Source organism: Sphingomonas radicis (assembly GCF_051400635.1).
Classification (GTDB): Bacteria; Pseudomonadota; Alphaproteobacteria; order Sphingomonadales; family Sphingomonadaceae; genus Sphingomonas.
This window is the reverse complement of the sequence record NZ_JBLFFG010000001.1, coordinates 667,241-692,118: the sequence shown is the minus strand read 5'-3', so window position 1 is coordinate 692,118 and position 24,878 is coordinate 667,241. Positions and strand designations below refer to the sequence as shown.

Here is a 24,878-nt window from a genome sequence, read left to right as displayed (position 1 = left end):
GCCGCGCGATGCTCGATGCGGCCGGCGTCCCGCACGAAGCGGTCGCCGCGCAGGTCGACGAGGCATCGGCCAAGCAAGCGCTGCTTGCCGAAGGCATCCGCCCGCGCGACCTTGCGGATGCGCTCGCCGAACTGAAGGCGCTCAAGGTCTCGACGCTCGTCCCGCCCGCGCTGGTGCTGGGCGGCGACTCGCTCGTCGCGCTCGACGATGGCAGCCTGCTCGACAAGCCCGAGAGCCGCGAACAGGCCGGCGAGCATCTGCGCCGCATGTCGGGGCGCACGCACGATATCTACAGCGCTGCGGTGATCGTCGAACAGGGCCGCCCAGTGTGGCGCCATGTCGATCGCGCCAAGCTTCATGTCCGGCCGCTCTCCGAAGCCTTCATCGAGCAATATCTCGACCTCGAATGGCCGGCGATCGCAGGCTGCGTCGGCTGCTTCCGGATCGAAGGGCCGGGCGTCCAGCTCTTCAGCCGCACCGAGGGGAGCCACTTCACCATACTCGGCATGCCGCTGCTGCCGGTCCTCGATTATCTGCGCGTGCGAGGGGTTCTGACGTCATGAAGCCTGGTTCGACTTCGCTCACCACAGGCTATGCCGAAGTGATCGGCGATCCGATCGCGCACTCCAAATCGCCGCTGATCCACGGCTTCTGGCTCGACGCGCTGGAGATCGACGCCGAATATCGCGCGGTGCGCGTGGCGCCCGAGGGGCTCGCCGACTATTTCACAGCGCGCCGCGCCGATCCGGCCTGGCGCGGCACCAACATCACCATCCCGCACAAGCAGGCTGCGCTCGACCTGGTCGAGGACCGCGGCGGCGTTCGTGCGACGATCGGCGCGATCAACACCGTGGTGCGCGCCGAGGACGGCGCATTGATCGGCACCAACACCGATGCCGGCGGCTTCTACACGCCGATCGCCGGGCTCGACCTCGAAGGGCGCCATGCCGTGGTGGTGGGGGCCGGCGGCGGTGCACGCGCGATCCTGTTCGCGCTGGCGCGGCTCGGGATCGGCCGGGTGACGATCCTCAACCGCAACGTGCTCAAGGCCGTAGCGTTGCTGTCGAGCTTCGGGATCAAGGGCGATGCCGTGCCGCTCGGATCGCCGCTTCCGCCCGCCGACCTGCTGGTCAACGCCAGCGCGCTCGGCATGGCGGGCCAGCCACCGCTTGATATCGACCTTTCGCCCCTCCCCGAGCATGCCGTAGTCTATGACATCGTCTACGCCCCGCTCGAGACTCCGCTGCTGGCGCAGGCACGCGCGCGCGAGCTGGACACGGTCGATGGGCTCGAAATGCTGATCGGCCAGGCGGCTCTCGCCTTCGAGCTGTTCTTCGGCGCCGAGCCCCCGCGCGACCGCGACGAGGAGTTGCGCGCGCTGTTGCTCCAATGAGCCGCCGTCCGGTGATCCTGGGGCTCACCGGCTCGATCGGCATGGGCAAGTCCACCGTGGCGGGGATGTTCGCCGACGAAGGCGTGCCAGTGTTCGATGCCGATGCCGTGGTGCACCAGCTCCAGGGCCCCGGCGGCGCGCTGGTGGCGGCGATCGAGGCCGAATTTCCCGACACCACCGGCCCCGAAGGCGTGAACCGCACGGCGCTGCGCGAGGCGGTGTTCGGCAAGCCCGAAGCCTATGCACGGCTCGAAGCCGTCGTCCACCCCGCAGTCGCCCGCGCGCGCGCCGCCTTCCTCGAAGCGTACCGCGATGCGCCGCTCGTCGCCCTCGACGTGCCTCTGCTGTTCGAAGCGGGTGGCTGGCAGGCGGTGGACCGGATCGCCGTGGTGTCGGCCCCTGCCGAAGTGCAGCGCGCGCGCGTGCTCGCCCGTCCGGGAATGACCGAGTCGCGTTTCGCCGAGATCCTCGCACGCCAGCTTCCCGACGCCGAAAAGCGTGCACGCGCCGATTTCGTCATCCCGACCGGCGGCAGCATGGACGAAACGCGGGAGGAAGTTCGGCGGCTGATCGCTTGCCTCGTGGGCCGCACAGGAGGATAAGCGGGAAAATGCGCGAAATCGTGTTCGATACCGAAACGACGGGTCTCAGCTTCGCAGGTGGGGACCGGCTGGTCGAGATCGGCTGCGTCGAACTCCACAACCGGGTGATGACCGGGCGGACGTTCCACGCCTATATCAATCCCGAACGCCCGGTGCCGGTCGAGGCGTTCAACGTCCATGGCCTTTCGGATCGCTTCCTTGCCGACAAGCCGCGATTCGACGAAGTGGTCGAGGGGCTGCTCGAATTCATCGGCGATTGCCCGCTGGTCGCGCACAATGCGGGGTTCGATTTCGGATTCCTCAATGGCGAGCTCGGCCGCTGCGGTCGTCCCCTGGTCGATCTGGGCCGAATGGTCGATACGCTCACGATCGCCCGCTCGCGCCATCCCGGGGCCAAGCACACGCTCGATGCCTTGTGCGTCCGCTACGGGATCGATCTCAGCGCGCGCCAGCTGCACGGAGCATTGCTCGACGCCCAGCTGCTCGCGCAGGTTTATGTCGAGCTGACCGGCGGGCGGCAGATCACGCTCGGCCTTGCCGTCGACACGCCGATCATTCGAGAGACCCCGGAAGAGGCTCCGGCGCGGGTGCATGTTCGTCCGGCGCGGCATTTCGCGCCCTCTAATGCGGAACTTGCACGCCACGCAGCCTTTCTCAAGACAGTGGAAGAGCCGCTCTGGGGCACGGCCGCGTCCGGTTGACGCGTTTCGGCCGCGTACCTAGCTGCGGTCGACAATACGGAGGAAAAGTCCATGGAGATCCGGGTTTCGGGGCATCAGGTCGAGACGGGTGATGCGCTTCAGACGCAGGTTACCGATCGGCTCCAGGGCATCGCGAACAAATATTTTGCCCGCGCGATTTCCTCGCACGTCACGTTCGGGCGCGGTCCCCGCGACAATGGCTTCACTTGCGACATCGTCATGCACGTGATGCAGGGCCTGGTACTCAAGGCGACCAACAGCGGCATGGAGGCGCACGGTGCGTTCGACGGAGCGGCCGACCGGATCGACAAGCAGCTCCGCCGCTATGTGCGGCGCCTCAAGGATCGCCACAATGGCGAAGCCACGGCGCTTGCCGAGAACGGCGCCTATGACAATGCCGGCTACACGCTGTTCCAGGAGCCGGCCGAGGAGGAAGAGCCGGCCGAAGCACCGCTGATCATCGCCGAGACCCGCGTCGACGTGCCCGATGCGAGCGTATCCGATGCGGTGATGATGCTCGACCTCAGGAACACCAACGCGCTGCTCTTCCGCAATTCGGGTACCGGCGCTTATAATATGGTCTATCGCCGCGGAGACGGAACGATCGGCTGGGTCGAGCCCAATCGCGCCCCCGCCTGAAACCGCCCTCCGGGGATATTTGGACGACCAATGACCGAAATCAGCGAATTGCTCGCGCCGGAAGCGGTGCTTTCCGGCGTGAGCGCTGCCAGCAAGAAGGCGCTGTTCCAGCAGCTCGGCGCCGCGGCGGAGCGTGCCTATGGGCTCGACGCGCGTCTGGTCGCCGATCGGCTCGCGGCGCGCGAGAAGCTGGGCTCCACCGGATTCGGTCAGGGGGTGGCGATCCCGCACGGCAAGCTCGAGGAGCTGAAGCGCGTGGTCGGCATCTTCGTGCGCCTCGCGCAGCCGCTCGACTTTGCCGCGGTCGACGAGCTCCCGGTCGACCTGGTGTTCGTGCTGCTCTCGCCCGTCGGCGCCGGGGCTGAGCATCTCAAGGCGCTGGCCGCCGTGTCGCGCAAGCTGCGCGACCGCAATTTCGCCGCCAAGCTGCGCGGTGCGGGCTCACCCGACGCGCTGTTCGCGCTGCTCGCGGGCGTGGAAACGCGTGACGCCGCCTGATCCATTGCCGCCGACGGGAGCCGAGGCGCATTTCCGCGCGCTCGAATCGCTCTATGCCGCGGCGCCGATCAACCAGCTATTCGAATCGCGGCTCGAAATTCCCGAGAGCGGAGTCGCGCGGATCTGCTTCCAGATCGATCCGCGCTATTTCCACGCCGCCGGCGCCGCGCACGGCACGAGCTATTTCAAGATGCTCGACGATGCCGCCTTCTACGCGGTCAACAGCCTGGTCACCGATCGCTTCGTGCTCACCACGGCCTTCAATCTGCTCCTCACCAAGCCGCTAGGCGAAGGGCCGGTGATCGCTGAGGGCAAATGGGTGAGCGGCCAGCGCCGCGTGTTCGTCGCCGAAGCGCGGCTGATCGATTCGACGGGCGAGGAAGCCGCGCGCGGCACCGGAACCTTCATGCGCTCGCGAATCCCGCTCGCTTCGCTCCCCGGCTATCGGATCCCGTAATGGCACGGCTGGCGACGGCCATGCTGGTCAACGCATTGGTCCGCCGCGCCAATCAGCAAGGCGGCTCGGCAATGGTGCTCGCCAAGGGCGACGCGACCGCCGGTGGAATCCTGTTTCTCGCCTATGAGAGGGGCAGAAATCCGCGGTTTTTCGAGCGCGGGCTGGGCCCTGAGGGGCTACCGGCGCTGCTGCCTTCGGGACCCAATGAACTCGCCGACGAAGCCGCCGTTACCGACTATTGGCAGCGCCGCCGCGCGCGCGACAACGACCTTTGGGTGCTGGAGCTGGATATCGCAGAGGCCGAACGGTTCGCCGCTGAAACGTTAAGCTTTGATTGACTTGTTGCTGCCCGTACCCCTAGGGGCGGTTCGTTAAATAGCGTTGTACCGTTCGGGGTGTGAAGTCGAGCGGTTACGCAGTCGGGGGGAAGCCCGGCGGCCCGTGGATCGACATGATCATTAAGGGGGGTCGGCCGCGCACCAACCGCATAGCAATGAAGTTTGATGAAATTCCTGCCTCGCGCCGCGTCCTTCGCGGCTGTGACTTTCTGCGTTGGCGCACTTGCACAAGCAGCCACCCCCGCCGTCCAGGCGGTTCAGATTGCGCCAGTCCAAGCCAATAACACTTTGGAACAGACTGTTGTTCCCACCACGGCCGAGGGCCGGGTCATCCATAAACAGCCGGGCGAGATCGTCCAGCCGCTCCCCGAAGCGGCGCTCCAGGAAGACCAGGATTACGCGACGCTCTCCGCAGCGGTCGATGCGCACGACGACCTCGATGCCGCGGCCGATCGCGAGCTCAATTGCCTTGCCGTAGGCGTCTATTACGAATCCAAGGGCGAGCCGCTCGCGGGCCAGCTCGCTGTAGCCGACGTGATCCTCAACCGCACCAAATCGGGCCGCTTCCCCAAGACGGTCTGTTCGGTGCTGGCCCAGCGTGGCCAGTTCTCCTTCATTCGCGGCGGCAAGATCCCCACCCCGCCGAACAACGCCCAGTGGCGCAAGGCGCTGGCGGTGGCGCAGGTCGCGCAGAAGAATCTGTGGGACAGCCCCGCGGAGAACGCGCTTTTCTTCCACGCGCGCTATGTCCGGCCGAGCTGGAACCGCGCGCGCGTCGCGACGGTGGGCAATCACATCTTCTATCGCTGATCCCGGTCACGGGTTTTCAGCGTTCCCATAATGTTCTAGGGGCCGGGGATGGAATTCGATCCGTCCCCGGCGTCTGTTCAGGTGCCGTCCGCGCTTGTGGCCGCAGACGTCGCACGCGGCGTGACGCGGATGCTTCTCCGCCACGATTGCGTCGCGATCGCCGAAGTCCCGCTCGACAGCGGCCGCAGGGCCGATCTGATGGCGCTCGATTCGCGCGGAAACATCGTGATCGTCGAGATCAAGGTGTCGCGCGCCGATCTGCTCGGGGATGGCAAATGGACCGACTATCTCGCGCATTGCGACCGGTTCTTCTGGGCGGTCCCTGAGGGGTTCGATCTCAGGCCGTTAGACCAGCCGGGATTCCTTCCCGAGCGCGCCGGGCTGATCGTTGCCGACCGCTACGATGCCGCAGTGGTGCGCGAGGCGGCGACGGTGCCGCTCGCGAGCGCGACGCGCCGCAAATGCACCTTGGGGTTCGCGCGGCGCGCGGCGCGGCGGGTGATCAACCTGCTCGACCCGGAGGCCGAGGCGCAGTTCTGACTGCCGCGCCGGAACTTAGGACTTCGGGCCTGAAGCGCCCTGGGCCTTGTTCTTGCCGGCATCCTCGATGAGCTTGGCGATCCCGGGCCAGCGTGTCGCCTCCCGTGCATAGTCGCGCGCCGATTTGCCGCTGCCGTAATCGGCCTTGTCGGGATTGGCCCCGGCATCGAGCAGCCGGCGCACGATCTCTTCGTTGTGCATCTGCACCGCGCGGATCAGCGGCGTCTCGCCGCCTGCGTTGGCTAGGTTCACATTGGCCTTGTAGCGCAGCAGGACGGTGACGCCTTCGGTCCAGTTCTGCTCTACGGCGATGATCAGCGCGGTGTTGCCGCGGCGGTCCTGCAGGTTGGGATTGCAATCGTCGGCCTGGAGCAGCGCGCGCAGATAGAGCGCGTCCGATCGGCGCGCGACGATGTGGAGTGCGCCTTCGCCGGTATTGCGGTCCTTGGAATTGACGATGCGGAGCGATTTGTCCTGGAGATATTTGTTGACCTTGTTCCCGTCGGCGTCGCGGACCGCTTCGAGAAACTCGTAGCTGTCCGAAAACTGCTGCGCCGCCGCCGGCGCACCCAGGACAAGCGCGACCGCTGCCGCCATGCCGAAAGCACGAAACACCATGATACGCAGAAACCTTTTGCTGGAACCCCGTTCTTGCGGATGTCCGTCTAACAGATCATGTGCTGTCACGCCATGAACAGGATCATCGCCGCACTCATCATCGCCTCTGCCTTTCCGCTCGTGGCCTGCGGCGGCGCCGCCGCGCCCGAGCAGCCTCCGCTCGCAGGCGCCAAGATCGGCGGCCCCTTCGCGCTCACCGATCAGGATGGCCGCACGGTGCGCGATACGGATTTCGCCGGTCGTTACCGGATCGTCTATTTCGGCTACACTTATTGCCCCGACGTTTGCCCCACGGACATGGCGAAGATCGGCCAGGCGATGAAGCTCCTCGACAAGGAAGCCCCGCGCACGTCCGCCAAGGTGGTGCCGATCTTCGTCACCGTCGATCCCGAGCGCGACACGCCCGCGGCGGTCAAGGAATTCGTGGCGAACTTCCACCCGCGCGTCGTGGGCCTCACCGGCTCGCCGCAGGCGATCGCGGATGTGGCGAAACGCTACGCCGTCTACTTCAAGAAGCAGCCGGCGGGACCGAGTGGCGGCTATCTGGTCGATCACCTCGCCGTCGCCTTCCTGATGGGGCCGAACGGCGAGCCGATCACGTCGCTTCCGATCGACAAGGGCGGCAGGGCGGTCGCCGATCAAGTGAAGCATTGGGTGCGATGACGAGCGGGCGCTTCTGGGAAGACCTTCCGCTCGAGAAGCTCGACCGCGCCCAGTGGGAGGCGCTGTGCGACGGCTGCGGAAAATGCTGCGTCCACAAGCTGGAGGACGAGGAGACGGGTGAGCTGCTCGCCACCAACGTCGCCTGCCGGCTGCTCGATCGGCGGATGGGCCGGTGCAGCGATTATCGCCACCGCCACGCCTATGTGAGCGAATGCGTCCGGCTCAATGCAAGCAATGTCGCCGGGATCGAATGGCTGCCCTCGACCTGTGCCTATCGGCTGCGTGCAGAGGGCAAGCCGCTCCCCGACTGGCATTATCTGGTGAGCGGCGACCCTGAGTCGGTCCATAAGGCCGGCCAGTCGACACGCGGCTGGACGATCTCGGAGGATGATGCCGGCGACTTCGAGCACCATCTCGTGGACCGGGAGCTTTGAGCGGCGGAATCGAAGTCGTCCGCAATGCCCGCGCCCGGCGCATGCGCCTGTCGGTCGATCCCCGCGACGGCCGCGTCCGGCTCACGCTCCCGCCGCGCGCATCGCTGCGCAAGGCACTCGCCTGGGCCGAGGAGCATAAGAGCTGGATCGCGGCGCAGCAGGCGCAGCTGCCGGAAATGCTCCCCTTTTCTGCGGGTACGCGGATCCCCTTCATGGGCGGGGAGCTCGAGATCGTGTGGGACACGCGCGGCCCCAGGACTGCGCGGCGCGAAGGCGATCGGTTGCTGTGCGGCGGGCCTGAGGAGTCGCTTTCCCGCCGTGTCGAGCGCTGGCTCAGGGCCGAGGCGCTGCGGACGCTCAGCGAAGAGACCGAAGAATATGCGGCGCGTGCCGGCGTCACCGTCACGCGCGTCGCGATCGGCGATCCGCGCGCGCGTTGGGGCAGCTGCGCCTCCTCGGGTGCGATCCGCTATAGCTGGCGGCTGATCCTCGCCCCGGCGCATGTCCGCCGCGCCACCGTCGCGCACGAAGTCGCGCACCGCATCCACATGAATCATTCCCCGGCGTTCCACCGGCTGGTCGCGACGCTCTACGAAGCCGATCCGGCACCCGCGCGCGCGTGGCTGCGCCGCAACGGTGCCGCGCTCCACCGGGTGGGGCGGTAGAACCCTCCACAATCCTCCCCCGCCAGGGGGAGGTGGCGCGCGAAGCGCGTCGGAGGGGGAGGAGGCACATCGGCTGGCAGGTTCTGGAATCCGCCCCCCTCCGTCAGCCTGCGGCTGACACCTCCCCCTGGCGGGGGAGGATAGGTAACGGTTTGGCTTCCTTATTTTAAGGAGTCGAACGCCTGGAGATAGCTACTCCAAAATCCCCTGCGGCACCTCGCGCGGCGGCTGCCGTTCGGTGGTCGGCTGGCGCGGCACTTCGCGCACCGGCGGCACGGCGCGCCCCGGCGCGGGCTGCGGCGCAGGGGGCGTTCGGCCGGTCATCCGGTCGATCCAGTCCTGGTCGATCTGGTCTTCGGGCTCTGCGGGGGCGGCGGGCGTCGGCTCGGTCCCGTCGGTCAGCGGCTGCTGGTCTTCCGGAAGCGGATTGCCGTCCTCGTCGACGAACATGCCGTTGTCGGGCCCGGCATAATAGGCATTGTCCTCGGGCTCGAGCTGCCATTCGGGCAGCGTCACCTGGGTCTCGAACTGCTCGACCGGCCGGTTGGCCACCGCCTTGCTCATGAATGCCGAGAAAGCGCGCGCAGGCGCGGTGCCGCCCTGCAGCCCCGGCACGACGCGCGCGTCGTCGCGTCCCATCCAGACGCCGGTGGTGAGCCCGCTCGAAAAGCCGATGAACCAGCCGTCCTTGTTCGAGCTGGTGGTGCCGGTCTTGCCGGCGACCGGGCGGCCGATCTGCGCGGCGCGGCCGCTGCCGGCGGCGACCGCGGTCTGGAGTAGGTCGGTCATCTGCGCGGCGACATAGGGCGCGACGAGCACATGGCTGGTGTCGACTTCGTGCTGGTAGATCACCTGGCCGTTCGCAGTGACGCGGGTGATGCCATAGGGAGTCACCGCCACGCCCTTCTGCCCCACCGAGGCGAAGGCACGCGTCATGTCGATCAGTCGCACGTTGGAGGTGCCGAGCACCATCGCCGGCTGGGTGTTGATCGGCGTGGTGATGCCGAAGCGGCGCGCCATGTCGGCGACTGCGCCGAAGCCCACTTCCTGACCCAGCTTGGCCGCGATCGTATTGAGCGAATAGGCAAAGGCTGTGCGCAGCGTCACCTCGCCGGAGAAGCGCCCCGAATTGTTGCGCGGCGTCCAGCCGTTGATCGTCACCGGCTCGTCGACGACCGTGTCGTCCACCTTGTGTCCCGCTTCGAGCGCGGCGAGATAGACGAACAGCTTGAAGGCCGAACCCGGCTGGCGCACCGCTTGCGTCGCCCGGTTGTAGATAGAAGCGACATAATCCTTGCCGCCGACCATCGCGCGCACTGCGCCGTCTCGATCGAGGCTCACCAGCGCGCCCTGGGCGTTGGAGGGCGAATTCTTGCGGATCGCTTCGTCCGCCGTGCGCTGCATGTTGAGGTCGAGCGTGGTCCACACTTCCAGCGGCGCTTCGGTCTCGTCGATCAGCATCTCGAGCTGGGGCAGCGCCCAGTCGGTGAAATAGCGCACGCTGTTCTGGCGCGGCTCGGGCGCGAGCTTGACGCTGCGGGGATCGGCGGCCGCCGCTTCCCCGGCGGTGATCTTGCCCGTCTCGGTCATCAGGTCGAGCACCACGCTGGCGCGGGCGACCGCTGCGTCGGCGTCCGCAGTGGGCGAATAATGCGAAGGCGCCTTGACCAGGCCCGCGATCACCGCGGCCTCGGCCAGCGTCAGGCTGCTGCCCGGATGGCCGAAGAACTTGCGGCTCGCCGCGTCGATCCCATAGGCGCCGCCACCGAAATAGACCTTGTTTAGATAGAGCTCGAGGATCTGCTCCTTCGTGAACTTCTGCTCCATCGCGAGCGCGAGCACCGCTTCGCGCATCTTCCGACCGAAATCATATTTGTTCGAGAGGAAGATGGTGCGCGCGACCTGCTGGGTGATCGTCGATGCGCCCTGGAGGCGCCGGCCCGATCCGCGGTTCGCGACCGCGAAGCGCGCCGCGCGCATCAGGCCCCAAGGATCGATTCCCCAATGACTCTCGAAGCGGCGATCCTCGACTGCGACGATCGCGTCCTTCATCTCCTGGGGAATCTGATCGTAGGGGACCCACTCGCCGTAGCTCGGCCCCAGCGAGACGAGCACGGTGCCGTCCACGGCATGGACGCGGATCATCTGCCCATTGGGCGAGGATTTGAGTTCGTCGTAGCTCGGCAGCGACGTTCTGGTCGAATAGACTGCGATCACCAGCGCGATCAGCGCGAGCAGGCCCGCGGCACCGCCCACGATCAGCGACCAGATGCCGACGCGCTTCCATGTGGCGAGATTGCGCCACCCGGGCGCACGTTTGGCTTTCGGCAATTTGGACGCCATCGGCTAGGTGGTTAAGCCCTATTCGCGCGGCTCACAAGGATCAGGAGCCGGAGGCATCCAGACTATCGCCCGCAGGGTTTCCGCCACGTGAACGAAAGTCGAGGCTCACCGAGTTCATGCAGTAGCGCAGGCCGGTGGGCGGCGGGCCGTCCGGGAAGACGTGGCCCAGATGCCCGTCGCAGCGTGCGCAGCGCGCTTCGACCCGGCGCATCCCGTGGCTGGTATCGGCATGCTCGGTCACATGATCGGGCGCGATCGGCCGGGTGAAGCTCGGCCAGCCCGATCCCGAATCATATTTGTCGATGCTGTCGAACAGCTCCAGCCCGCAGCCTGCGCAGCGATAGATGCCGTCGGCCTTGTTGTCGTTGTAGCGGCCCGAAAAGGCGCGTTCGGTTCCGGCCTCGCGCAGCACATGGAACTGCTCGGGCGTCAGGCGCTTGCGCCATTCGGACTCGGGAAGGTTGAGATGCTCCATCGACTCTGCATCTGTGCGTGCCCGCGCGGGGCGTCAATCGGGCTTGTCCGCCATTCGTCGCGGAATCGCTTCCCATCTGCGGGTTGCCCGGCCGCGAGCCGCGTTCTAGCGCCTTCACCATGATACGCCGAGTCGTCGCTTCGTCGCTGGCGGTTTCGCTGGTCGCCGGCTGTGCGGTTCCCGAGGCGCGGCTGCGTTCGGGGCTGATCCGCGCCGGCCTTCCCAAGCCCCTCGCCGCCTGCATGGCCGAGCGGATGGTCGACCGGCTCTCGCTCGCCCAGCTCGGCCGGATCGCCGACCTGCCCGAGGCGGAGCACGCCGAATCGCTCGACCGGTTCCTGCACAGCGTCCGCGCGCTGGGCGATCCGGAGATTCTGGGCGTCACGTCCAGTTCCGCCGCGCTTTGCGCCACCGGGCTCGCGGACTGACATTATTGCGATCGTGTCGCAGTCGCAATAAAGCGGAAAAGGTTGGATTCCTCTTGCCTGCTGTGCTTAAGGCGGGCGCGCATTCCCGCCCTTCGAAACTGGAGAGCCCTCTCCCATGAACATCCATGAATATCAGGCCAAGGAACTGCTCGCGAAGTTCGGTGCGCCGATCGCCGCTGGCCATGCCGCCTTCACTGTCGAGGAGGCGGTCGAGGCCGCCAAGCGCCTGCCCGGGCCGCTCTATGTCGTGAAGTCGCAGATCCATGCAGGCGGCCGCGGCAAGGGCAAGTTCAAGGAACTGGGTCCCGACGCCAAGGGCGGTGTCCGTCTCGCGTTCAACCTCGACGAAGTTCGCGCGCACGCCACCGACATGCTCGGCAACACGCTGGTGACGATCCAGACCGGCGATGCCGGCAAGCAGGTCAACCGCCTCTACGTGACCGACGGCGCCGACATCGCCAAGGAATTCTACCTCGCGCTGCTGGTCGATCGCGTCACCGGCCGCGTGGCATTCGTCGTCTCGACCGAAGGCGGTATGGACATCGAGGAAGTCGCGCATTCGACGCCTGAGAAGATCCACACCTTCGCCGTCGATCCCGCGACCGGCTTCATGCCGCACCACGGCCGCGCCGTGGCCAATGCGCTCGGGCTCAAGGGCGATCAGGCCAAGCAGGCCGCCAAGGTCGCCGCGTCGCTCTATGCGGCATTCCTGGGCACCGACGCCGCGCAGATCGAAGTCAATCCACTCGCGCTGACCGAGCAGGGCAACCTCCTCGTCCTCGACGCCAAGGTCGGATTCGATTCGAACGCGCTGTTCCGCCACAAGGATCTGATGGAGCTCCGCGACGAGAGCGAAGAGGATCCGATGGAGCTCGAGGCGTCGAAGTACGACCTCGCCTACATCAAGCTCGATGGCGACATCGGCTGCATGGTCAACGGTGCCGGCCTGGCGATGGCCACGATGGACATCATCAAGCTGAACGGCATGTTCCCGGCCAACTTCCTCGATGTCGGCGGTGGCGCCAACAAGGAGAAGGTGACGGCGGCGTTCAAGATCATCCTGGGTGACCCGAACGTGAAGGGCATCCTCGTCAACATCTTCGGCGGCATCATGCGCTGCGACATCATCGCCGAGGGTATCGTCGCCGCGGCGAAGGAAGTGAACCTCCAGGTTCCGCTGGTCGTCCGCCTCGAAGGCACCAACGTGCAGCAGGGCAAGGACATTCTCGCCAATTCCGGTCTCGCCATCGTTCCGGCGAACGACCTGGGCGACGCGGCGAAGAAGATCGTCGCCGAGGTCCAGAAGGCGGCATGACCGCCACCCCGGAAGCGCGCGAAGGCGGATGCCGCTGCGGGCGGGTCCGCTTCCGCGTCTCCGGGGCGCCGCTTTTCACGGGCGCCTGCCATTGCCGCGGCTGCCAGCGGATGACCGCCAGCGCCTATTCGGTGAGCGGCGGCTGGCCCGCCGACTGCTTCGAAGTGACCGAGGGCGATCCAGTGATCGGCGGCCTCCGTGGCGCTACTCGACATTATTTCTGCCCGGATTGCATGAGCTGGCTGTTCACCCGGCCCGAAGGCTTCGACGATTTCGTCAACGTCCGGACGACGCTGCTGGACGTGCCGCCTGCCGATCCGCCCTTCCTCGAGACGTGCACCGCCGAGGCGCTTCCCTGGGCGAAAACCGGCGCGACGCACAGTTTCGAGAACTTCCCTCCACCCGAGTCGTTCGGCCCATTGATGGCCGAGTTCGCCGCGCGCGTGTCGGCTACAGGTTGACGTTCGCGTAAACGTAAGCCAGTTACGACCCAATTCGAGGGTCATCGAGGAAGGATGCGATGAAGGTCCTGGTACCGGTCAAGCGCGTGCTTGACTTCAATGTGAAGCCCCGCGTGAAGGCGGACGGCACGGGCGTCGATCTGGCGAACGTCAAGATGAGCATGAACCCGTTCGACGAGATCGCGATCGAGGAAGCCGTGCGCCTGAAGGAAAAGGGCGCCGCTACCGAAGTGGTCGTGGTCACGATCGGCGTCGCAAAGGCGGAGACCGACGTGCTGCTCACCGCGCGAGCGATGGGCGCTGACCGCGCGATCCTGATCCAGACCGACGACGAGGTCGAGCCGCTGGGCGTCGCCAAGCTGCTCGCCAAGGTCGTTGAGGAAGAGCAGCCCGGCCTGGTGATCCTGGGCAAGCAGGCGATCGACGACGATTCGAACCAGACCGGCCAGATGCTCGCCGCCCTGCTCGGCTGGCCGCAGGGCACCTTCGCTTCGAAGGTCGAGCTCGGCGGCGCGGGCGTAAAGGTCACCCGCGAAGTCGACGGCGGGCTCGAAACCGTCGATCTCAAGCTTCCCGCGATCGTCACCACCGATCTGCGTCTCAACGAGCCGCGCTATGCGACGCTTCCCAACATCATGAAGGCCAAGTCCAAGCCCGTCGCAAAGAAGACCGTCGCGGATTACGGGGTCGATGTCGCGCCGCGCCTCAAGACCCTCAAGGTGATCGAGCCGGGCAAGCGCCAGGCCGGCATCAAGGTGGGCTCGGTCGACGAGCTGGTCGAGAAGCTCAAGGGCATGGGCATCGCCAAGTAAGCGCATGCATTCCCGTTCGGGCTGAGCCTGTCGAAGCCCGTTGTGACTCACCGCCCTTCGACAAGCTCAGGGCGAACGGATCGGGGAATGCTCCCCGAGGAGACTGATATGAAGACTCTGGTTTGGGTCGAACACGACAACAAGGCCGTCAAGGACGCGACGCTCGCCACGGTGACCGCCGCGTCGAAGCTCGGCGAAGTCCATCTGCTCGTCGCAGGCGCCGGCTGCGCGGCGGTGGCCGACGAAGCCGCCAAGATCGCCGGCGTCGGCAAGGTTCATCTCGCCGACGATGCGGCGTACGAGCACGCGCTCGCCGAGAATGTCGCGCCGCTGATCGCCAAACTGATGGAGAGCCACGACGCCGTGCTCTTCCCGGCGACCACCACGGGCAAGAACGTCGCGCCGCGCGTCGCCGCGCTGCTCGACGTGATGCAGATCTCGGACATTCTCTCGGTGGAAGGGCCTGACACCTTCACCCGGCCGATCTACGCCGGCAACGCGATTGCCACCGTCCAGACCAGCGACAAGAAGCTGGTGATCACCGTGCGCGGCACGGCGTTCGAAAAGGCGGCGACCAGCGGCGGCAGCGGCGCGGTCGAGGCCGTGAGCGGCGATGGCGATGCCAGTGCAGATCGGGGTCTCTCGACCTTCGCGGGCGCCGAGATTGCCGAATCGACTCGCCCCGAGCTCACCAGCGCCAAGGTGATCGTCTCGGGCGGCCGTGCGCTCCAGAACGGCGAGAACTTCCACGCGATCATCGAGCCGCTCGCCGACAAGCTCGGCGCCGCGGTCGGTGCATCGCGCGCCGCGGTCGACGCGGGCTATGTCCCCAACGACTATCAGGTTGGCCAGACCGGCAAGATCGTCGCTCCGGAAGTCTATATCGCGATCGGCATCTCGGGCGCGATCCAGCACCTGGCGGGCATGAAGGATTCGAAGACGATCATCGCGATCAACAAGGACGAGGATGCCCCGATCTTCCAGGTCGCGGACATCGGCCTGGTCGGCGACCTGTTCAAGATCGTCCCGGAGCTCACCGAGAAGCTCTGAACGGTCCTAAGCACGAGACGACGAAGGGGGCGGCCGGCAACGGCTGCCCCTTTTTGGTTCCGGCCGAGGCATAGATAAATTAGTATTGACTAATTAATTAGTACGCACTAATTAAAAAGTCATGATCCAGGCTGTACCTCTCGATACCGTCATGCGCGCGCTCGCCGACCCGACCCGCCGGGCGGTGTTCGAGCGCATCGCGCGCTCGGAGGAAATCAACGTCGCCGAGCTGACGCGCGCCAGCGGCGTCACCCAGGGCGCGGTTTCGCAGCATCTCAAGTCGCTCAAGCTCGCCGGACTGGTCTCCGAGCGGCCCCAGGGGCGGAACGTCTACTACCGGGCACGTCCCGAAGGCCTCGAACCGCTGTTCGACTGGCTGAAGCACTATGACAATTTCTGGCGCGATCGCTTCGCCGACCTGCGCACCCTTCTCAAGGAGATCGATCCATGAACGATGTCGCATTGCAGAGCAGCACCCAGGCGATCGTGGTCGAGGAGCTGTTTCCCCACGCGCCCGAAACGATCTGGCGGACGCTGACCTCAGGCGCGTTGATGGGCCGCTGGCTCGGGATGATCCCGACCGATTTCGAGCCCGTGGCGGGCAACCGCTTCACCTATCAGACCACGCCCGCCGGCGAATGGGACGGCACGATCCACTGCCAAGTCCTCGAAGCGGTGCCGAACAAGCGCTTCGCCTATTCATGGAAGGGCGGGCACGCGGGCAACCGGGAATATGGATCGCCGCTGGACACCATCGTCACCTTCACGCTTGAGCCTGTGGAAGGCGGCACGCGCTTGCGCCTCGTCCATTCGGGCTTCGTGCTGCCGACGAACGATTCGGCGTACCGCAATATGAGCGGCGGCTGGACCAAGGTCGTCCCGCGGATCGGCGAGGTCACCGGGGAGGCTTAGAGCCAGGATCGAGCCGCGGCGCCTGAACCAACGATCCTCCCCCGCAAGGGGGAGGTGTCATGCGAAGCATGACGGAGGGGGAGGAAGCACGCCAGTCACGTTCTGGCATCCGCCCCTCCGACGCCTTCGGCGCCACCCCCCCCTGGCGGGGAGGATTAGGGCCGATCGAAGCCAGTGCGGCTTCAGATTGTCTCTCCTGTATTTGGAGAGAATTGAAAACCCAATCCGCAACGCAGGAGCATGAATCATGCGAACCGAACTGCCGGAGAGCCATCCCCCGATCGTCTCGCCCCAGGAGTGGGCGGCAGCGCGCGAACGGCTGCTCGTCAAGGAGAAGGCCCACACCCGCGCCGGCGATGCACTGGCCGCCGAGCGCCGGCGAATGCCGTGGATGGAGGTCGACAACGCCTATCGATTCGATGGACCGGCGGGGCCGACAACCCTGCTCGATCTGTTCGAAGGGCGGCGCCAGCTGATCGTCTACCGCGCCTTCTTCGAGCCCGGTGTGTTCGGCTGGCCCGATCATGCTTGCCGCGGATGCTCGATGGTGGCCGATCAGGTCGCCCATGTCGCGCATCTGAACGCGCGCGACACCAGCCTCGCCTTCGTCTCTCGCGCACCCCAGGCTGACATTGCCCGTCTCAAGGCGCGGATGGGCTGGACGATGCCCTGGTACACGATCACTGATGGCTTCGACGTCGATCTGGGCGTGCACGAGTGGCACGGCACCAATGCCTTCATTCGCGACGGTGATCGGGTCTTCCGCACCTATTTCATCGACAATCGCGGTGACGAGGCGATGGGCGGCACCTGGAGCTACCTCGATATCACTGCGCTCGGCCGGCAGGAGCTCTGGGAGGATTCGCCTACGGGCTATCCGCAGACGGTGCCCTATAAATGGTGGAACTGGCACGATAATTATGCTGCGGAAGCGGCGCCCGATCCCAAATGGGTCGAAGTGTCGGACGCCGGCGAGGCGGCGTTCCGGGCGGAAGCGGGCGCACCGGAATGACTCGCACCGCCGCCGACTGGCTGGCCTTCGCCGCCGCGCCGAGCTTCGCGCTGATGGCTTTGTTCAGCGTGACTTACGGCAGCGGGCCGGCAGAGCTGCTCTGCGCTGCCGCTGGTGGAGCGCCGCTCACGGGAATGGCCACCATGTACGCGCTGATGAGTCTCTTCCATGCGGGGCCCTGGATCCGGCGCTTCTCCGCGCAGGGAAAGCCGGTGAGGCGGACGGCGGGTAGCCTCTAGTCACGGCTGCCTAAGCGACCAACGGCCCCGATCGTCTTCTCACGGGTCGGGCTTGATGCTTTCGACGAGGACGTTCGCCCGACCGGGCGGCGCCGAGTTGACGGTCTCCCGCGTGTCGCATTTCGGATCGGGCGCGAAGGCATACCAGTGGATGCGCGTCCGCTGGCGCAGCGTCCGAAACAGTTTTCCAGTGGCGGGATCGGTCATCTGCGCGTCGAAGCGCCCGTCGGTCGACATGATCGCGCGCCATTCGAGCGGCTGGGCGCGCAGCGTGGCCTTCTTCGCGTCCAGATAGTCGTTCTGGATCATCGCCGGCTCGAGCTGCACCACCAGGTCGCGCCCGGCCATGATGTTGGTGAAGCCGACGTTGGAGAATTCCTCGACCGACCAGCTCCCGTCGGCCGCGGCCTCTCCCCAGCCGACGCGCAGCGGACTGCCCCGCCGCACCGCCGCGATCAGCGATGCCCGGTCCCCCGCCACCTCCTCGCCATGCGGCCCGTTGGCAAACAGGAACCGCCAGTCCGAGGGGCAGGCGTCAGGCGCCGCGAGCGCGAGGAGAGCGGCCATCAGCATCGCTACATTCTAATGCGCCACCATCTCCGCGTCGATGCTGTGGACCGATTGCATTCACTGCATTCGTATGTGCAGCCTCGGCCGGTTGACGCTGCAGTGCAGCATAGCCATCTGGCGTCGATGCTCGCCCCGGCAACGCCTGTCTCCGCGCCCGCGCGCCACCCTGCGCTCGTCCATTTCGCGCTCGCGATGGGCGGCTTCGCGATCGGCACCACCGAATTCGCGACGATGAGCCTCGTGCCGGACATGGCGCGCGGTCTCGGCATCGACGAGCCGGCCGCGGGTCATGTGATCAGCGCCTATGCGCTCGGCGTGGTGGTCGGCGCGCCGCTGCTTGCGGTGGCGGCAGCGAAGCTTGCGCGGCGCACTCTGCTCATCGCGTTGATGGCCAGCTTCGCGCTGTTCCATGTGCTGAGCGCGCTGGCGCCGACCTATGGCTGGATGCTCGTGTTCCGATTCCTGAGCGGGCTGCCCCATGGCGCCTATTTCGGCATCGCCGCGCTGGTCGCCGCGTCGCTGGTGCCTTCGAACAAGCGGTCCCAGGCGGTCGGGCGGATGATGCTGGGCCTCACCATCGCGACCGTCGTAGGTGTGCCGATGGCCAATTGGCTCGGCCAGGCAGTCGGCTGGCGCTGGGGCTTCGCCGTCGTGGCGGTGCTCGCGCTGGTCACCGTGGCGCTGGTGGTGCTGCTTGCGCCGCGCGATGCCGCGCCGCGCGGGGCCAGCCCGCTGCGCGAGCTGGCGGCGCTCGGCAACGGCCAGGTCTGGCTCACGCTCGGGATCAGCGCGATCGGCTTCGGCGGGCTGTTCTGCGTCTACACCTATGTCGCCTCCACCCTGCTCGAAGTGACGCGCGTGCCCGCCACGATGATTCCCGTGGTGCTGGCGGTGTTCGGCGGCGGGATGACGGTGGGCAACCTCCTGGTACCGCGCTTCGCCGATCGCGCGCTGATGCCCACCGCGGCGGTGCTGCTTCTGAGCAGTGCGGTGGCGCTGGCGCTCTATCCGCTCGCGGCGGCGAACCTTTGGTCGATCTGTCTCAGCGTGTTCGCGATCGGCCTGACCGGCGCGCTCGGCCCGGTGCTCCAGACTCGGCTGATGGACGTGGCGGGCGAGGCGCAGGCGCTCGCCGCCGCGCTCAACCATTCGGCGTTCAACACCGCCAACGCGCTCGGGCCGTGGCTCGGCGGGATGGCGATCGCTGCGGGCTGGGGCTGGACCTCGACGGGCTATGTCGGCGCCGGGCTGGCGCTCGGCGGTCTCGCGATCTGGGCGGTGGCGGTGACGCTCGACCGGCGTCAGCGCTCCATGTCCGCGTCGGACGGAGCCTCGTCCTTCCAGCCAGGTGCGAACCGCAGCACCAGGAATCCCGCCAGTGCGGAGAGGATCGAGCCGGCGAGCACGCCGATCTTGACCTCGTCCACCAACTCGGGCCTGCCGGGGAACGCCAGCCCGCCGATGAACAGGCTCATCGTGAACCCGATCCCCGCGAGCAGCGACACGCCATAGATTTGCGGCCAGCTGGCGTGGCCGGGCGGATGGGCGAAGCGCGTCTTGGCGGCGATCCAAATGCTGCCGAAGATGCCGATCTGCTTGCCCAGGAACAGCCCGAGCATGATCGCCAGCGGAAGCGGTGCCAGCAGGATCGCGGGCGACATGCCGGCCAGCGACACGCCTGCGTTCGCGAAGCCGAACAGCGGCACCACCAGATAGGCGGACCAGGGGTGGAGCGCATGCTCCAGCCGGTGGAGCGGTGAATCTTCATGGTCGGGCGCACCCGGGCTGGGACGGAGCGGGATCATCATCGCGGCGGCTACCCCCGCGATCGTCGCGTGGACGCCTGAAAGGAAGACGAAGTACCAGAGCAGTGCAGCCAGCAGCAGATAGGGCCAGAGCCGGCTCACCTTGCTGCGGTTGAGTATGTACATCACCGCCATCACCAGCGCCGCCAGCCCCAGCGCAAGGCTGTTGATGCTGTCGGTATAGGCAACCGCGATGATCGCCACCGCACCCATGTCGTCGACGATCGCCACGGTGGTGAGGAAAAGCTTGAGCGAGGTCGGCGCACGCTTGCCGAGCAGCGCGAGCACGCCGATCGCGAAGGCGATATCGGTCGCGGCTGGGATCGCCCAGCCGTCGCTCAGATTCGGCGTGCCGGCGGTGAAGCCCAGATAGACCAGCGCGGGCACCAGCATGCCGGCTGCCGCGGCGATCACCGGCAGCCGCCGCCGCTCCCAGCTCGCCAGCCGCCCGTCGACGAACTCGCGCTTGATCTCCAGCCCGACGAGCAGGAAGAACAGCGCCATCGCCGCGTCGTTGATCCACAGATGCACCGTCATCGGCCCGTATTTCGGGCTGATCACCGGGCCGGTCTGGAAGTGCAGGAAATGCAGATAATCGTCGGCGAGGCCGGGCACGTTCGCCGCGATCATCGCCAGAACGGCCGCGGCGATCAGGATGATTCCGCCAGCCGCCTCGTCGTGGAGAAAGCCGCGAAGCGCCGAACGGGCCCGTTTGCCGAGCGTCTTGGTCATCGGTGATCCCCTTTCGTCTGTTCCTATCGGCTGGAATGGGACCGGCAAAGCCCTTACGAGGGCGGGATGCAGACGAGTGCAACTTTGAGCCTGCGCAGCACGCCGTGGCGCTGGTGGCGGCGCCAGATGACCGGTTCGATCGATCACGTCGCCGTCATCGAGAAGGTGCGCGGCGAGGCCGGATTCGACGGGCGCTACGCCTTCATGATCCTGATGTCGGCGGGGATCGCTGTGCTGGGCCTGCTGCTCTCCTCGCCTGCGGTGGTGATCGGCGCGATGCTCATCTCGCCGCTGATGGGCCCTATCATCGGCTTGGGTTTCGGCCTGGCCACCTTCGACTGGCCCGAGATCCGCCGCGCATCGATCGCGTTAGCGGGTGGCGTCTGCATCGCCGTGCTGTTCTGCGCGCTGATCGTGCTCTTCTCGCCGATCCAGAACGTCACCAGCGAGATCGCGGCGCGCACCCGGCCGAACCTGTTCGACCTGCTCGTAGCGCTCTTCTCCGCGCTCGCAGGCGCCTATGCGATGGTGCGCGGGCGCGAAGGCACGATCGTCGGCGTCGCGATCGCCACGGCGCTGATGCCGCCGCTCGCGGTGGTCGGCTTCGGCCTCGCCACCGCCAACTGGACGGTGTTCGGCGGATCGCTGCTGCTGTTCTTCACCAACCTGATGACGATCGCACTCGCCGCCGCACTGGTCGCGCGCTTCTACGGCTTCGGCACGCATCTCTCGCCCCAGCACACGATGCTCCAGACCGCGCTCGCCGTGGCCGTCTTCCTCGCACTTGCCGTGCCGCTCGGCATCGCGCTGCGCCAGATCGCGTGGGAGAGCGTCGCGTCGCGCCAGGCGAGCGAGGTCGTCGCCGCGCAGTTCGGCAGCGACACGCGGCTCAGCCAGCTGGACCTGGATTTCGCGCGCGAGCCGGTGCGGGTGAGCGCGGTGGTGCTCACGCCCGAGCTGCGCGCCGGCGCGGAGAAGGACGCGACCGAGACGTTGACGCGCCTGTTCGGCCGGCCCGTCGAAGTGCGGCTCGAGCAATATCGCGTCGGCACTGCCGCCCAGGCCGAAGCGGCGCAGCTCTCCACCGTGGCGCGCGCCAGCGCGGCGCGAGCGGCGACCCATGCGGCGGACCAGCTCGCGCTCGCCGCCGGGGTGAGCATCGACGCCGTGACGATCGACCGCGAGCGTAAGCGCGTGCTCGCGCGCGCCACGCCGCTCCCCGGCGCGCGGCTTTCGGCCTATCGCATGCTCGAGCAGCGCGTCGCCGCCGCGGAGCCCGGCTGGACCGTCGAGCTCACGCCGCCCGCAGCTACGCTCGATCCGGTCTCGTTCGCAGACGAAGGGCCCGACGCCGCGGGCAAGGCCGCGCTCGACACCGCGATCTGGGGCGCGCGCCGCCTCGGCCTGCCGCTCGGAGTTTCCGGCGCACGCGCCGGCGAGGTTGTCGCGCTGCTCGAACGTGCCGGCATCGCCGCCGAGCACGTGCCCGGTTCGGATGAAGCCGTGGCGCTCGAATGGCGGGCGCCCGAAGTCGCGCCCTGAGGGCTCAGGCGGCGCGCGCCAGCGCGTCGGCGATCAGCTTGCGGCTGTTCTCGATCCCGTAGAGCGCGATGAAGCTTCCCATCCGCGGCCCCTGCTCGGACCCGAGCAGCGTCTCGTAGAGCGCCTTGAACCAGTCGCGCAGGTTATCGAACCCGCCAAGCTCGCCAAACTGTGCCTTGCCGATCTCATAGACATGGTTCTGGATGTCCTCGGCCGAAGCGTCGGCAGGCATCCCCGCCAGCACCGCGTCGAGCCGCTCGAGCGCCGCCACTTCCACGCCCGCGGGCGCGCGACGCTGGAGCGTGGGCGCCACGAAGTCGCGGTTATAGGCCAGCGCATAGCCGATCAGCTTGTCCAGCGCGGGATAGGCTTCGGGTGAGGCGTCGGCGACATAGTTGGAGAGATAGCCCCACACCTGCTCCTTGGACGCATCGCCCCCCATCACCCCGACGAGGTTGAGCAGCAGCCCGAAAGTCACCGGCAGCGTCTCTGCCGGCACATCGCCGTTGTGGATGTGGTGCACCGGGTTGCCGAGCTTCTGCTCGATCGGCTGGGCGGGATAATTGCCGCGGAACTGCCAATATTCGTCCACCGCGCGCGGGATCACGCCCATGTGGAGCGCCTTGGCGCGCTTGGGTTCGCGATAGAGGTAGAAGGCCAGGCTCTCGTCCGGCCCATAGGTCAGCCATTGCTCGATCGAGAGGCCGTTGCCCTTCGACTTGGAGATCTTCTCGCCATTCTCGTCGAGGAACAGCTCGTAGTTGAAGCCCTCGGGCGGCTTGCCCCCCAGCGCGCGCGCGATCTTGCTCGACTGGGTGACCGAATCGATCAGGTCCTTGCCCGCCATTTCGTAATCGACTCCCAGCGCCACCCAGCGCAGCGCCCAGTCGACCTTCCACTGCAGCTTCGCACGGCCGCCGAAGATCGATTGCTCGATGCGCTCGCCCTCGTCGTCGAAAGCGATCATCCCGGTCTCGGCATCGAGCACTTCCACCGGCACCTGCAGCACCACGCCGGACTTGGGGCTCACCGGCAGCACCGGTGAATAGGTCGCCTGCCGCTCGGCGCGCAGCGTCGGCAGCATGATGTCGAGGATCGCCTGATAGTTGCGCAGCACCGCCTTGAGCGTCGCGTCGAAACGGCCGCTGGCATAATATTCGGTCGACGAGGCGAACTCATAGTCGAAGCCGAACTGGTCGAGGAAGCTGCGCAGCTGCGCATTATTGTGATGCGCGAAGCTCTCGTGGCAGCCGAAGGGATCGGGCACGCGCGTCAGCGGCTTGCCCAGGTTCGCGGTCAGCAGCTCCTTGTTGGGCACGTTGTCGGGCACTTTCCGCAGCCCGTCCATGTCGTCGCTGAACGCGATCAGCCGCGTCGGAATGTCGGATATCGCCTCGAAGGCGTGACGCACCATCGTCGTGCGCAGTACTTCCTGGAACGTGCCGATGTGCGGCAGGCCCGAGGGGCCGTATCCGGTCTCGAACAGCACATAGCCCTTCTCCGGCGCGCCGTTGGGATAGCGCTTCAGCAGCTTGCGCGCCTCTTCATAAGGCCAGGCCTTGGATTCGAGCGCGGCGGCGCGGATAGCTTGCTTGTCGGTCATGATGCGGCGCGTGTAGCGAACAGCGGCGCGGGGGGCCAGTGTACCGATCGCTTCTACCGATCCGAAGATCGTTTGCCTTTGGGCAATTGCTTCAACGCCGTTTTGACTGCCCTTATTGCCTCGTCAGCCTCCGCATGACGCAGCAGCTTCTGCTCGGCCCTGTATTTCTCATACTCGCGTTCCGCATGCGCCTTTGCGGCAGTCATGGCGACGCGGCCGCCGCTCCGCAGGACGACGCGTCCAAGTTGGCTGAGTTGCTGGTCTAAGAGTGTCGATGCCTGGCCCATGGTGGTGAGGCGTCCCAAGTCGAGCTGATCCTCGAATATGTCGAGCAATATGGTCGTCAGACGATTGAGCTCACGAACCTCGGCGGGACCGAGATAGTTCTTCGATACCGCGACGTCCGCTTTCCGGATATTGCCATGCTGCCAGGTTTGCAGGCCCATATTCGGCTGAGTGGCGTCCGCTCTCTCGGAAAGCACTTCTGCAGGAGTGTTCGAGCAGACGGCGTAAATGAGCTTGGCCTGGGTCTGCTTGTAGAAACCCTGCCAAGCCTCGCTGTGCCCGTCATAATCCTGGCACATCGCGCAAATAGCGCGCAGTTCGCGATAGACGTTGGCCTCGTCCGATCGAATGTCCCGGATGATGTCGCGGAGTTCGGCGATCCTATCGCGATTCTCGGGGCTCTTGAGGCGAGCGGCGTCGATCACGAAGCCCTTGGTGGCGAATTGTACGAGCTTCTCCGTTGCCCACCTGCGGAACAGCGTCGCCTGCTTCGAGGAGACGCGGTATCCGACCGAGATCACCATATCGAGACTGTAGAGCGTGACCGGTTTGGCGGACGAAGCAATTTGCGTTTTATGCAAATTGCTCTCGTCCAGTTCTCCGTCGTCGAGGATCGCGCTGATGTGTCGAGAGATCGTCGATACGTCCCGCCCGAACAACTCCGCGATTTGTGCCTGCGTCATCCACAGCTGCTCGCCCTGATAACGCACTTCGACATGAAGGCCGGTGCTGCTGGCGTAGATCAGGAATCGATCGCCGGTGCTTTCGTCTTCATGCAGCCGGACAGGCTCCAGTTCGCTCATTTCCAGCACCGCCCCTTGAACGTAACGGGAACATGCTAGCAGATCGTGAGACTTTCGCAATCGTCACTCGGAAGGCCAATATTCAGAACTCCTCCCCGAAGGGCCCCCTTCCAATGTAGGATTTCGTCTGGGA

At 66.4% G+C, this 24,878-nt stretch carries 30 protein-coding genes and 1 pseudogene; 24 read left to right on the top strand and 7 right to left on the bottom strand.

Annotation, left to right across the window (positions count from 1 at the left end; genetic code table 11):
- The first annotated feature begins 8 nt into the window (after nt 1-8).
- The 10 genes from ACMGDH_RS03140 to ACMGDH_RS03095 all read left to right on the top strand — a co-directional run bounded on the left by ACMGDH_RS03140 (nt 9) and on the right by ACMGDH_RS03095 (nt 5,978).
- On the top strand, nt 9-563 hold the full coding sequence (locus ACMGDH_RS03140) for a Maf family protein (protein WP_436827209.1): 555 nt from the start codon (nt 9-11) through the stop codon (nt 561-563).
- A complete protein-coding gene (aroE, locus tag ACMGDH_RS03135) occupies nt 560-1,393 on the top strand; it encodes a shikimate dehydrogenase (RefSeq protein ID WP_436826459.1) in 834 nt (277 codons plus the stop codon). Before ACMGDH_RS03140 ends, aroE begins: the two co-directional genes overlap by 4 nt.
- Nucleotides 1,390-1,995, top strand: a complete 606-nt coding sequence (gene coaE / locus ACMGDH_RS03130) for a dephospho-CoA kinase (protein WP_436826458.1) — start codon at nt 1,390-1,392, stop codon at nt 1,993-1,995. The genes aroE and coaE overlap by 4 nt, the downstream gene beginning before the upstream one ends.
- Nucleotides 1,996-2,003: 8 nt before the next feature.
- Nucleotides 2,004-2,696, top strand: a complete 693-nt coding sequence (dnaQ, locus tag ACMGDH_RS03125; protein WP_436826457.1) for a DNA polymerase III subunit epsilon — start codon at nt 2,004-2,006, stop codon at nt 2,694-2,696.
- A 51-nt stretch (nt 2,697-2,747) separates the two neighbouring features.
- A complete protein-coding gene (gene hpf, locus ACMGDH_RS03120; protein WP_436826456.1) occupies nt 2,748-3,335 on the top strand; it encodes a ribosome hibernation-promoting factor, HPF/YfiA family in 588 nt (195 codons plus the stop codon).
- Nucleotides 3,336-3,365: 30 nt separating this feature from the next.
- Complete coding sequence (locus ACMGDH_RS03115; protein ID WP_436826455.1) at nt 3,366-3,833, top strand: PTS sugar transporter subunit IIA; 468 nt, start codon at nt 3,366-3,368, stop codon at nt 3,831-3,833.
- A complete protein-coding gene (locus tag ACMGDH_RS03110; RefSeq protein ID WP_436826454.1) occupies nt 3,820-4,290 on the top strand; it encodes a PaaI family thioesterase in 471 nt (156 codons plus the stop codon). The genes ACMGDH_RS03115 and ACMGDH_RS03110 overlap by 14 nt, the downstream gene beginning before the upstream one ends.
- Nucleotides 4,290-4,628, top strand: coding sequence for a DUF1491 family protein (locus ACMGDH_RS03105; protein ID WP_436826453.1), 339 nt, complete (start codon nt 4,290-4,292; stop codon nt 4,626-4,628). Before ACMGDH_RS03110 ends, ACMGDH_RS03105 begins: the two co-directional genes overlap by 1 nt.
- Before the next feature lie 288 nt (nt 4,629-4,916).
- Nucleotides 4,917-5,438 carry a cell wall hydrolase gene (locus ACMGDH_RS03100; RefSeq protein WP_436826452.1) on the top strand — a complete coding sequence of 174 codons (522 nt, stop codon included), beginning with the start codon at nt 4,917-4,919 and terminating at the stop codon, nt 5,436-5,438.
- 48 nt (nt 5,439-5,486) lie between these two features.
- Nucleotides 5,487-5,978: an MmcB family DNA repair protein gene (locus tag ACMGDH_RS03095; protein ID WP_436826451.1), complete on the top strand. Its 492-nt coding sequence runs from the start codon at nt 5,487-5,489 to the stop codon at nt 5,976-5,978.
- Between the two features lie 15 nt (nt 5,979-5,993).
- Here the strand turns inward: ACMGDH_RS03095 and ACMGDH_RS03090 are convergent, their stop codons facing one another.
- Complete coding sequence (locus ACMGDH_RS03090) at nt 5,994-6,596, bottom strand: ankyrin repeat domain-containing protein (RefSeq protein WP_436826450.1); 603 nt, start codon at nt 6,594-6,596, stop codon at nt 5,994-5,996.
- Nucleotides 6,597-6,668: 72 nt separating this feature from the next.
- Between ACMGDH_RS03090 and ACMGDH_RS03085 the strand changes: the two genes are divergently transcribed.
- From ACMGDH_RS03085 to ACMGDH_RS03075, 3 genes are read left to right on the top strand one after another with little or no spacing between them, the layout of a single operon-like run.
- The gene (locus ACMGDH_RS03085) at nt 6,669-7,259 is read left to right on the top strand and encodes an SCO family protein (RefSeq protein WP_436826449.1); all 591 of its coding nucleotides are present in this window, start codon (nt 6,669-6,671) and stop codon (nt 7,257-7,259) included.
- Nucleotides 7,256-7,693 carry a YcgN family cysteine cluster protein gene (locus ACMGDH_RS03080; protein ID WP_436826448.1) on the top strand — a complete coding sequence of 146 codons (438 nt, stop codon included), beginning with the start codon at nt 7,256-7,258 and terminating at the stop codon, nt 7,691-7,693. Before ACMGDH_RS03085 ends, ACMGDH_RS03080 begins: the two co-directional genes overlap by 4 nt.
- Entirely contained in the window at nt 7,690-8,358 is a 669-nt protein-coding gene (locus tag ACMGDH_RS03075; protein WP_436826447.1) for a M48 family metallopeptidase, read from the top strand. The genes ACMGDH_RS03080 and ACMGDH_RS03075 overlap by 4 nt, the downstream gene beginning before the upstream one ends.
- A gap of 192 nt (nt 8,359-8,550) precedes the next feature.
- Here the strand turns inward: ACMGDH_RS03075 and ACMGDH_RS03070 are convergent, their stop codons facing one another.
- Together ACMGDH_RS03070 and msrB are read right to left on the bottom strand one after the other, a co-directional pair.
- Entirely contained in the window at nt 8,551-10,701 is a 2,151-nt protein-coding gene (locus ACMGDH_RS03070) for a transglycosylase domain-containing protein (protein WP_436826446.1), read from the bottom strand.
- Nucleotides 10,702-10,741: 40 nt separating this feature from the next.
- Nucleotides 10,742-11,176 carry a peptide-methionine (R)-S-oxide reductase MsrB gene (gene msrB / locus ACMGDH_RS03065; protein WP_436826445.1) on the bottom strand — a complete coding sequence of 145 codons (435 nt, stop codon included), beginning with the start codon at nt 11,174-11,176 and terminating at the stop codon, nt 10,742-10,744.
- Nucleotides 11,177-11,295: 119 nt separating this feature from the next.
- On the opposite strand from msrB, the gene ACMGDH_RS03060 reads away from it, so the two are divergent.
- The 9 genes from ACMGDH_RS03060 to ACMGDH_RS03020 all read left to right on the top strand — a co-directional run bounded on the left by ACMGDH_RS03060 (nt 11,296) and on the right by ACMGDH_RS03020 (nt 17,405).
- The gene (locus tag ACMGDH_RS03060) at nt 11,296-11,604 is read left to right on the top strand and encodes a hypothetical protein (protein ID WP_436826444.1); all 309 of its coding nucleotides are present in this window, start codon (nt 11,296-11,298) and stop codon (nt 11,602-11,604) included.
- Between the two features lie 115 nt (nt 11,605-11,719).
- Nucleotides 11,720-12,919 carry an ADP-forming succinate--CoA ligase subunit beta gene (sucC, locus tag ACMGDH_RS03055; RefSeq protein WP_436826443.1) on the top strand — a complete coding sequence of 400 codons (1,200 nt, stop codon included), beginning with the start codon at nt 11,720-11,722 and terminating at the stop codon, nt 12,917-12,919.
- On the top strand, nt 12,916-13,380 hold the full coding sequence (locus tag ACMGDH_RS03050; RefSeq protein WP_436826442.1) for a GFA family protein: 465 nt from the start codon (nt 12,916-12,918) through the stop codon (nt 13,378-13,380). The genes sucC and ACMGDH_RS03050 overlap by 4 nt, the downstream gene beginning before the upstream one ends.
- 59 nt (nt 13,381-13,439) lie before the next feature.
- Nucleotides 13,440-14,192 carry an electron transfer flavoprotein subunit beta/FixA family protein gene (locus tag ACMGDH_RS03045; RefSeq protein ID WP_436826441.1) on the top strand — a complete coding sequence of 251 codons (753 nt, stop codon included), beginning with the start codon at nt 13,440-13,442 and terminating at the stop codon, nt 14,190-14,192.
- A gap of 108 nt (nt 14,193-14,300) precedes the next feature.
- Nucleotides 14,301-15,242 carry an electron transfer flavoprotein subunit alpha/FixB family protein gene (locus ACMGDH_RS03040; protein WP_436826440.1) on the top strand — a complete coding sequence of 314 codons (942 nt, stop codon included), beginning with the start codon at nt 14,301-14,303 and terminating at the stop codon, nt 15,240-15,242.
- A 121-nt stretch (nt 15,243-15,363) separates the two neighbouring features.
- Nucleotides 15,364-15,693 carry an ArsR/SmtB family transcription factor gene (locus ACMGDH_RS03035; protein WP_436826439.1) on the top strand — a complete coding sequence of 110 codons (330 nt, stop codon included), beginning with the start codon at nt 15,364-15,366 and terminating at the stop codon, nt 15,691-15,693.
- Complete coding sequence (locus ACMGDH_RS03030) at nt 15,690-16,154, top strand: SRPBCC family protein (protein WP_436826438.1); 465 nt, start codon at nt 15,690-15,692, stop codon at nt 16,152-16,154. The genes ACMGDH_RS03035 and ACMGDH_RS03030 overlap by 4 nt, the downstream gene beginning before the upstream one ends.
- 247 nt (nt 16,155-16,401) lie before the next feature.
- Complete coding sequence (locus tag ACMGDH_RS03025; protein WP_436826437.1) at nt 16,402-17,166, top strand: DUF899 domain-containing protein; 765 nt, start codon at nt 16,402-16,404, stop codon at nt 17,164-17,166.
- Nucleotides 17,163-17,405 carry a hypothetical protein gene (locus ACMGDH_RS03020; protein WP_436826436.1) on the top strand — a complete coding sequence of 81 codons (243 nt, stop codon included), beginning with the start codon at nt 17,163-17,165 and terminating at the stop codon, nt 17,403-17,405. Before ACMGDH_RS03025 ends, ACMGDH_RS03020 begins: the two co-directional genes overlap by 4 nt.
- A gap of 39 nt (nt 17,406-17,444) precedes the next feature.
- Here ACMGDH_RS03020 and ACMGDH_RS03015 read toward each other — a convergent pair whose 3' ends face one another.
- A complete protein-coding gene (locus ACMGDH_RS03015; RefSeq protein WP_436826435.1) occupies nt 17,445-17,972 on the bottom strand; it encodes a hypothetical protein in 528 nt (175 codons plus the stop codon).
- 126 nt (nt 17,973-18,098) lie between these two features.
- On the opposite strand from ACMGDH_RS03015, the pseudogene ACMGDH_RS03010 reads away from it, so the two are divergent.
- A pseudogene (locus tag ACMGDH_RS03010) lies at nt 18,099-19,295 on the top strand (MFS transporter); the annotation flags it as partial.
- Here the strand turns inward: ACMGDH_RS03010 and nhaA are convergent.
- Nucleotides 19,277-20,512 (bottom strand): Na+/H+ antiporter NhaA, encoded by a 1,236-nt coding sequence (gene nhaA / locus ACMGDH_RS03005; RefSeq protein WP_436826434.1) that lies wholly within the window; start codon nt 20,510-20,512, stop codon nt 19,277-19,279. The pseudogene ACMGDH_RS03010 and the gene nhaA sit on opposite strands and share 19 nt — an antisense overlap.
- A 66-nt stretch (nt 20,513-20,578) precedes the next feature.
- On the opposite strand from nhaA, the gene ACMGDH_RS03000 reads away from it, so the two are divergent.
- Nucleotides 20,579-22,054, top strand: a complete 1,476-nt coding sequence (locus tag ACMGDH_RS03000; RefSeq protein WP_436826433.1) for a DUF389 domain-containing protein — start codon at nt 20,579-20,581, stop codon at nt 22,052-22,054.
- 4 nt (nt 22,055-22,058) lie between these two features.
- Here ACMGDH_RS03000 and ACMGDH_RS02995 read toward each other — a convergent pair whose 3' ends face one another.
- Nucleotides 22,059-23,657, bottom strand: coding sequence for a lysine--tRNA ligase (locus ACMGDH_RS02995; protein ID WP_436826432.1), 1,599 nt, complete (start codon nt 23,655-23,657; stop codon nt 22,059-22,061).
- Nucleotides 23,658-23,710: 53 nt separating this feature from the next.
- Complete coding sequence (rhuM, locus tag ACMGDH_RS02990; protein ID WP_436826431.1) at nt 23,711-24,745, bottom strand: RhuM family protein; 1,035 nt, start codon at nt 24,743-24,745, stop codon at nt 23,711-23,713.
- Nucleotides 24,746-24,878: the final 133 nt, after the last annotated feature.

What these genes read in the sequence shown, in the direction of transcription:
- ACMGDH_RS03015 (WP_436826435.1), bottom strand. Translation starts at nt 17,972, where the DNA reads ATGGCCGCTCTCCTCGCGCTCGCGGCGCCTGACGCCTGCCCCTCGGAC.
- ACMGDH_RS03095 (WP_436826451.1), top strand. Translation starts at nt 5,487, where the DNA reads ATGGAATTCGATCCGTCCCCGGCGTCTGTTCAGGTGCCGTCCGCGCTT.
- coaE (WP_436826458.1), top strand. Translation starts at nt 1,390, where the DNA reads ATGAGCCGCCGTCCGGTGATCCTGGGGCTCACCGGCTCGATCGGCATG.
- rhuM (WP_436826431.1), bottom strand. Translation starts at nt 24,745, where the DNA reads ATGAGCGAACTGGAGCCTGTCCGGCTGCATGAAGACGAAAGCACCGGC.
- nhaA (WP_436826434.1), bottom strand. Translation starts at nt 20,512, where the DNA reads ATGACCAAGACGCTCGGCAAACGGGCCCGTTCGGCGCTTCGCGGCTTT.
- ACMGDH_RS03020 (WP_436826436.1), top strand. Translation starts at nt 17,163, where the DNA reads ATGACTCGCACCGCCGCCGACTGGCTGGCCTTCGCCGCCGCGCCGAGC.
- ACMGDH_RS03060 (WP_436826444.1), top strand. Translation starts at nt 11,296, where the DNA reads ATGATACGCCGAGTCGTCGCTTCGTCGCTGGCGGTTTCGCTGGTCGCC.
- ACMGDH_RS03035 (WP_436826439.1), top strand. Translation starts at nt 15,364, where the DNA reads ATGATCCAGGCTGTACCTCTCGATACCGTCATGCGCGCGCTCGCCGAC.
- ACMGDH_RS03105 (WP_436826453.1), top strand. Translation starts at nt 4,290, where the DNA reads ATGGCACGGCTGGCGACGGCCATGCTGGTCAACGCATTGGTCCGCCGC.
- sucC (WP_436826443.1), top strand. Translation starts at nt 11,720, where the DNA reads ATGAACATCCATGAATATCAGGCCAAGGAACTGCTCGCGAAGTTCGGT.
- ACMGDH_RS03030 (WP_436826438.1), top strand. Translation starts at nt 15,690, where the DNA reads ATGAACGATGTCGCATTGCAGAGCAGCACCCAGGCGATCGTGGTCGAG.
- ACMGDH_RS03025 (WP_436826437.1), top strand. Translation starts at nt 16,402, where the DNA reads ATGCGAACCGAACTGCCGGAGAGCCATCCCCCGATCGTCTCGCCCCAG.
- ACMGDH_RS03000 (WP_436826433.1), top strand. Translation starts at nt 20,579, where the DNA reads ATGCAGACGAGTGCAACTTTGAGCCTGCGCAGCACGCCGTGGCGCTGG.
- ACMGDH_RS03050 (WP_436826442.1), top strand. Translation starts at nt 12,916, where the DNA reads ATGACCGCCACCCCGGAAGCGCGCGAAGGCGGATGCCGCTGCGGGCGG.
- ACMGDH_RS03090 (WP_436826450.1), bottom strand. Translation starts at nt 6,596, where the DNA reads ATGGTGTTTCGTGCTTTCGGCATGGCGGCAGCGGTCGCGCTTGTCCTG.
- ACMGDH_RS03070 (WP_436826446.1), bottom strand. Translation starts at nt 10,701, where the DNA reads ATGGCGTCCAAATTGCCGAAAGCCAAACGTGCGCCCGGGTGGCGCAAT.
- ACMGDH_RS03085 (WP_436826449.1), top strand. Translation starts at nt 6,669, where the DNA reads ATGAACAGGATCATCGCCGCACTCATCATCGCCTCTGCCTTTCCGCTC.
- msrB (WP_436826445.1), bottom strand. Translation starts at nt 11,176, where the DNA reads ATGGAGCATCTCAACCTTCCCGAGTCCGAATGGCGCAAGCGCCTGACG.
- ACMGDH_RS02995 (WP_436826432.1), bottom strand. Translation starts at nt 23,657, where the DNA reads ATGACCGACAAGCAAGCTATCCGCGCCGCCGCGCTCGAATCCAAGGCC.
- aroE (WP_436826459.1), top strand. Translation starts at nt 560, where the DNA reads ATGAAGCCTGGTTCGACTTCGCTCACCACAGGCTATGCCGAAGTGATC.
- ACMGDH_RS03045 (WP_436826441.1), top strand. Translation starts at nt 13,440, where the DNA reads ATGAAGGTCCTGGTACCGGTCAAGCGCGTGCTTGACTTCAATGTGAAG.
- hpf (WP_436826456.1), top strand. Translation starts at nt 2,748, where the DNA reads ATGGAGATCCGGGTTTCGGGGCATCAGGTCGAGACGGGTGATGCGCTT.
- ACMGDH_RS03140 (WP_436827209.1), top strand. Translation starts at nt 9, where the DNA reads ATGCTCGATGCGGCCGGCGTCCCGCACGAAGCGGTCGCCGCGCAGGTC.
- ACMGDH_RS03040 (WP_436826440.1), top strand. Translation starts at nt 14,301, where the DNA reads ATGAAGACTCTGGTTTGGGTCGAACACGACAACAAGGCCGTCAAGGAC.
- dnaQ (WP_436826457.1), top strand. Translation starts at nt 2,004, where the DNA reads ATGCGCGAAATCGTGTTCGATACCGAAACGACGGGTCTCAGCTTCGCA.
- ACMGDH_RS03115 (WP_436826455.1), top strand. Translation starts at nt 3,366, where the DNA reads ATGACCGAAATCAGCGAATTGCTCGCGCCGGAAGCGGTGCTTTCCGGC.
- ACMGDH_RS03080 (WP_436826448.1), top strand. Translation starts at nt 7,256, where the DNA reads ATGACGAGCGGGCGCTTCTGGGAAGACCTTCCGCTCGAGAAGCTCGAC.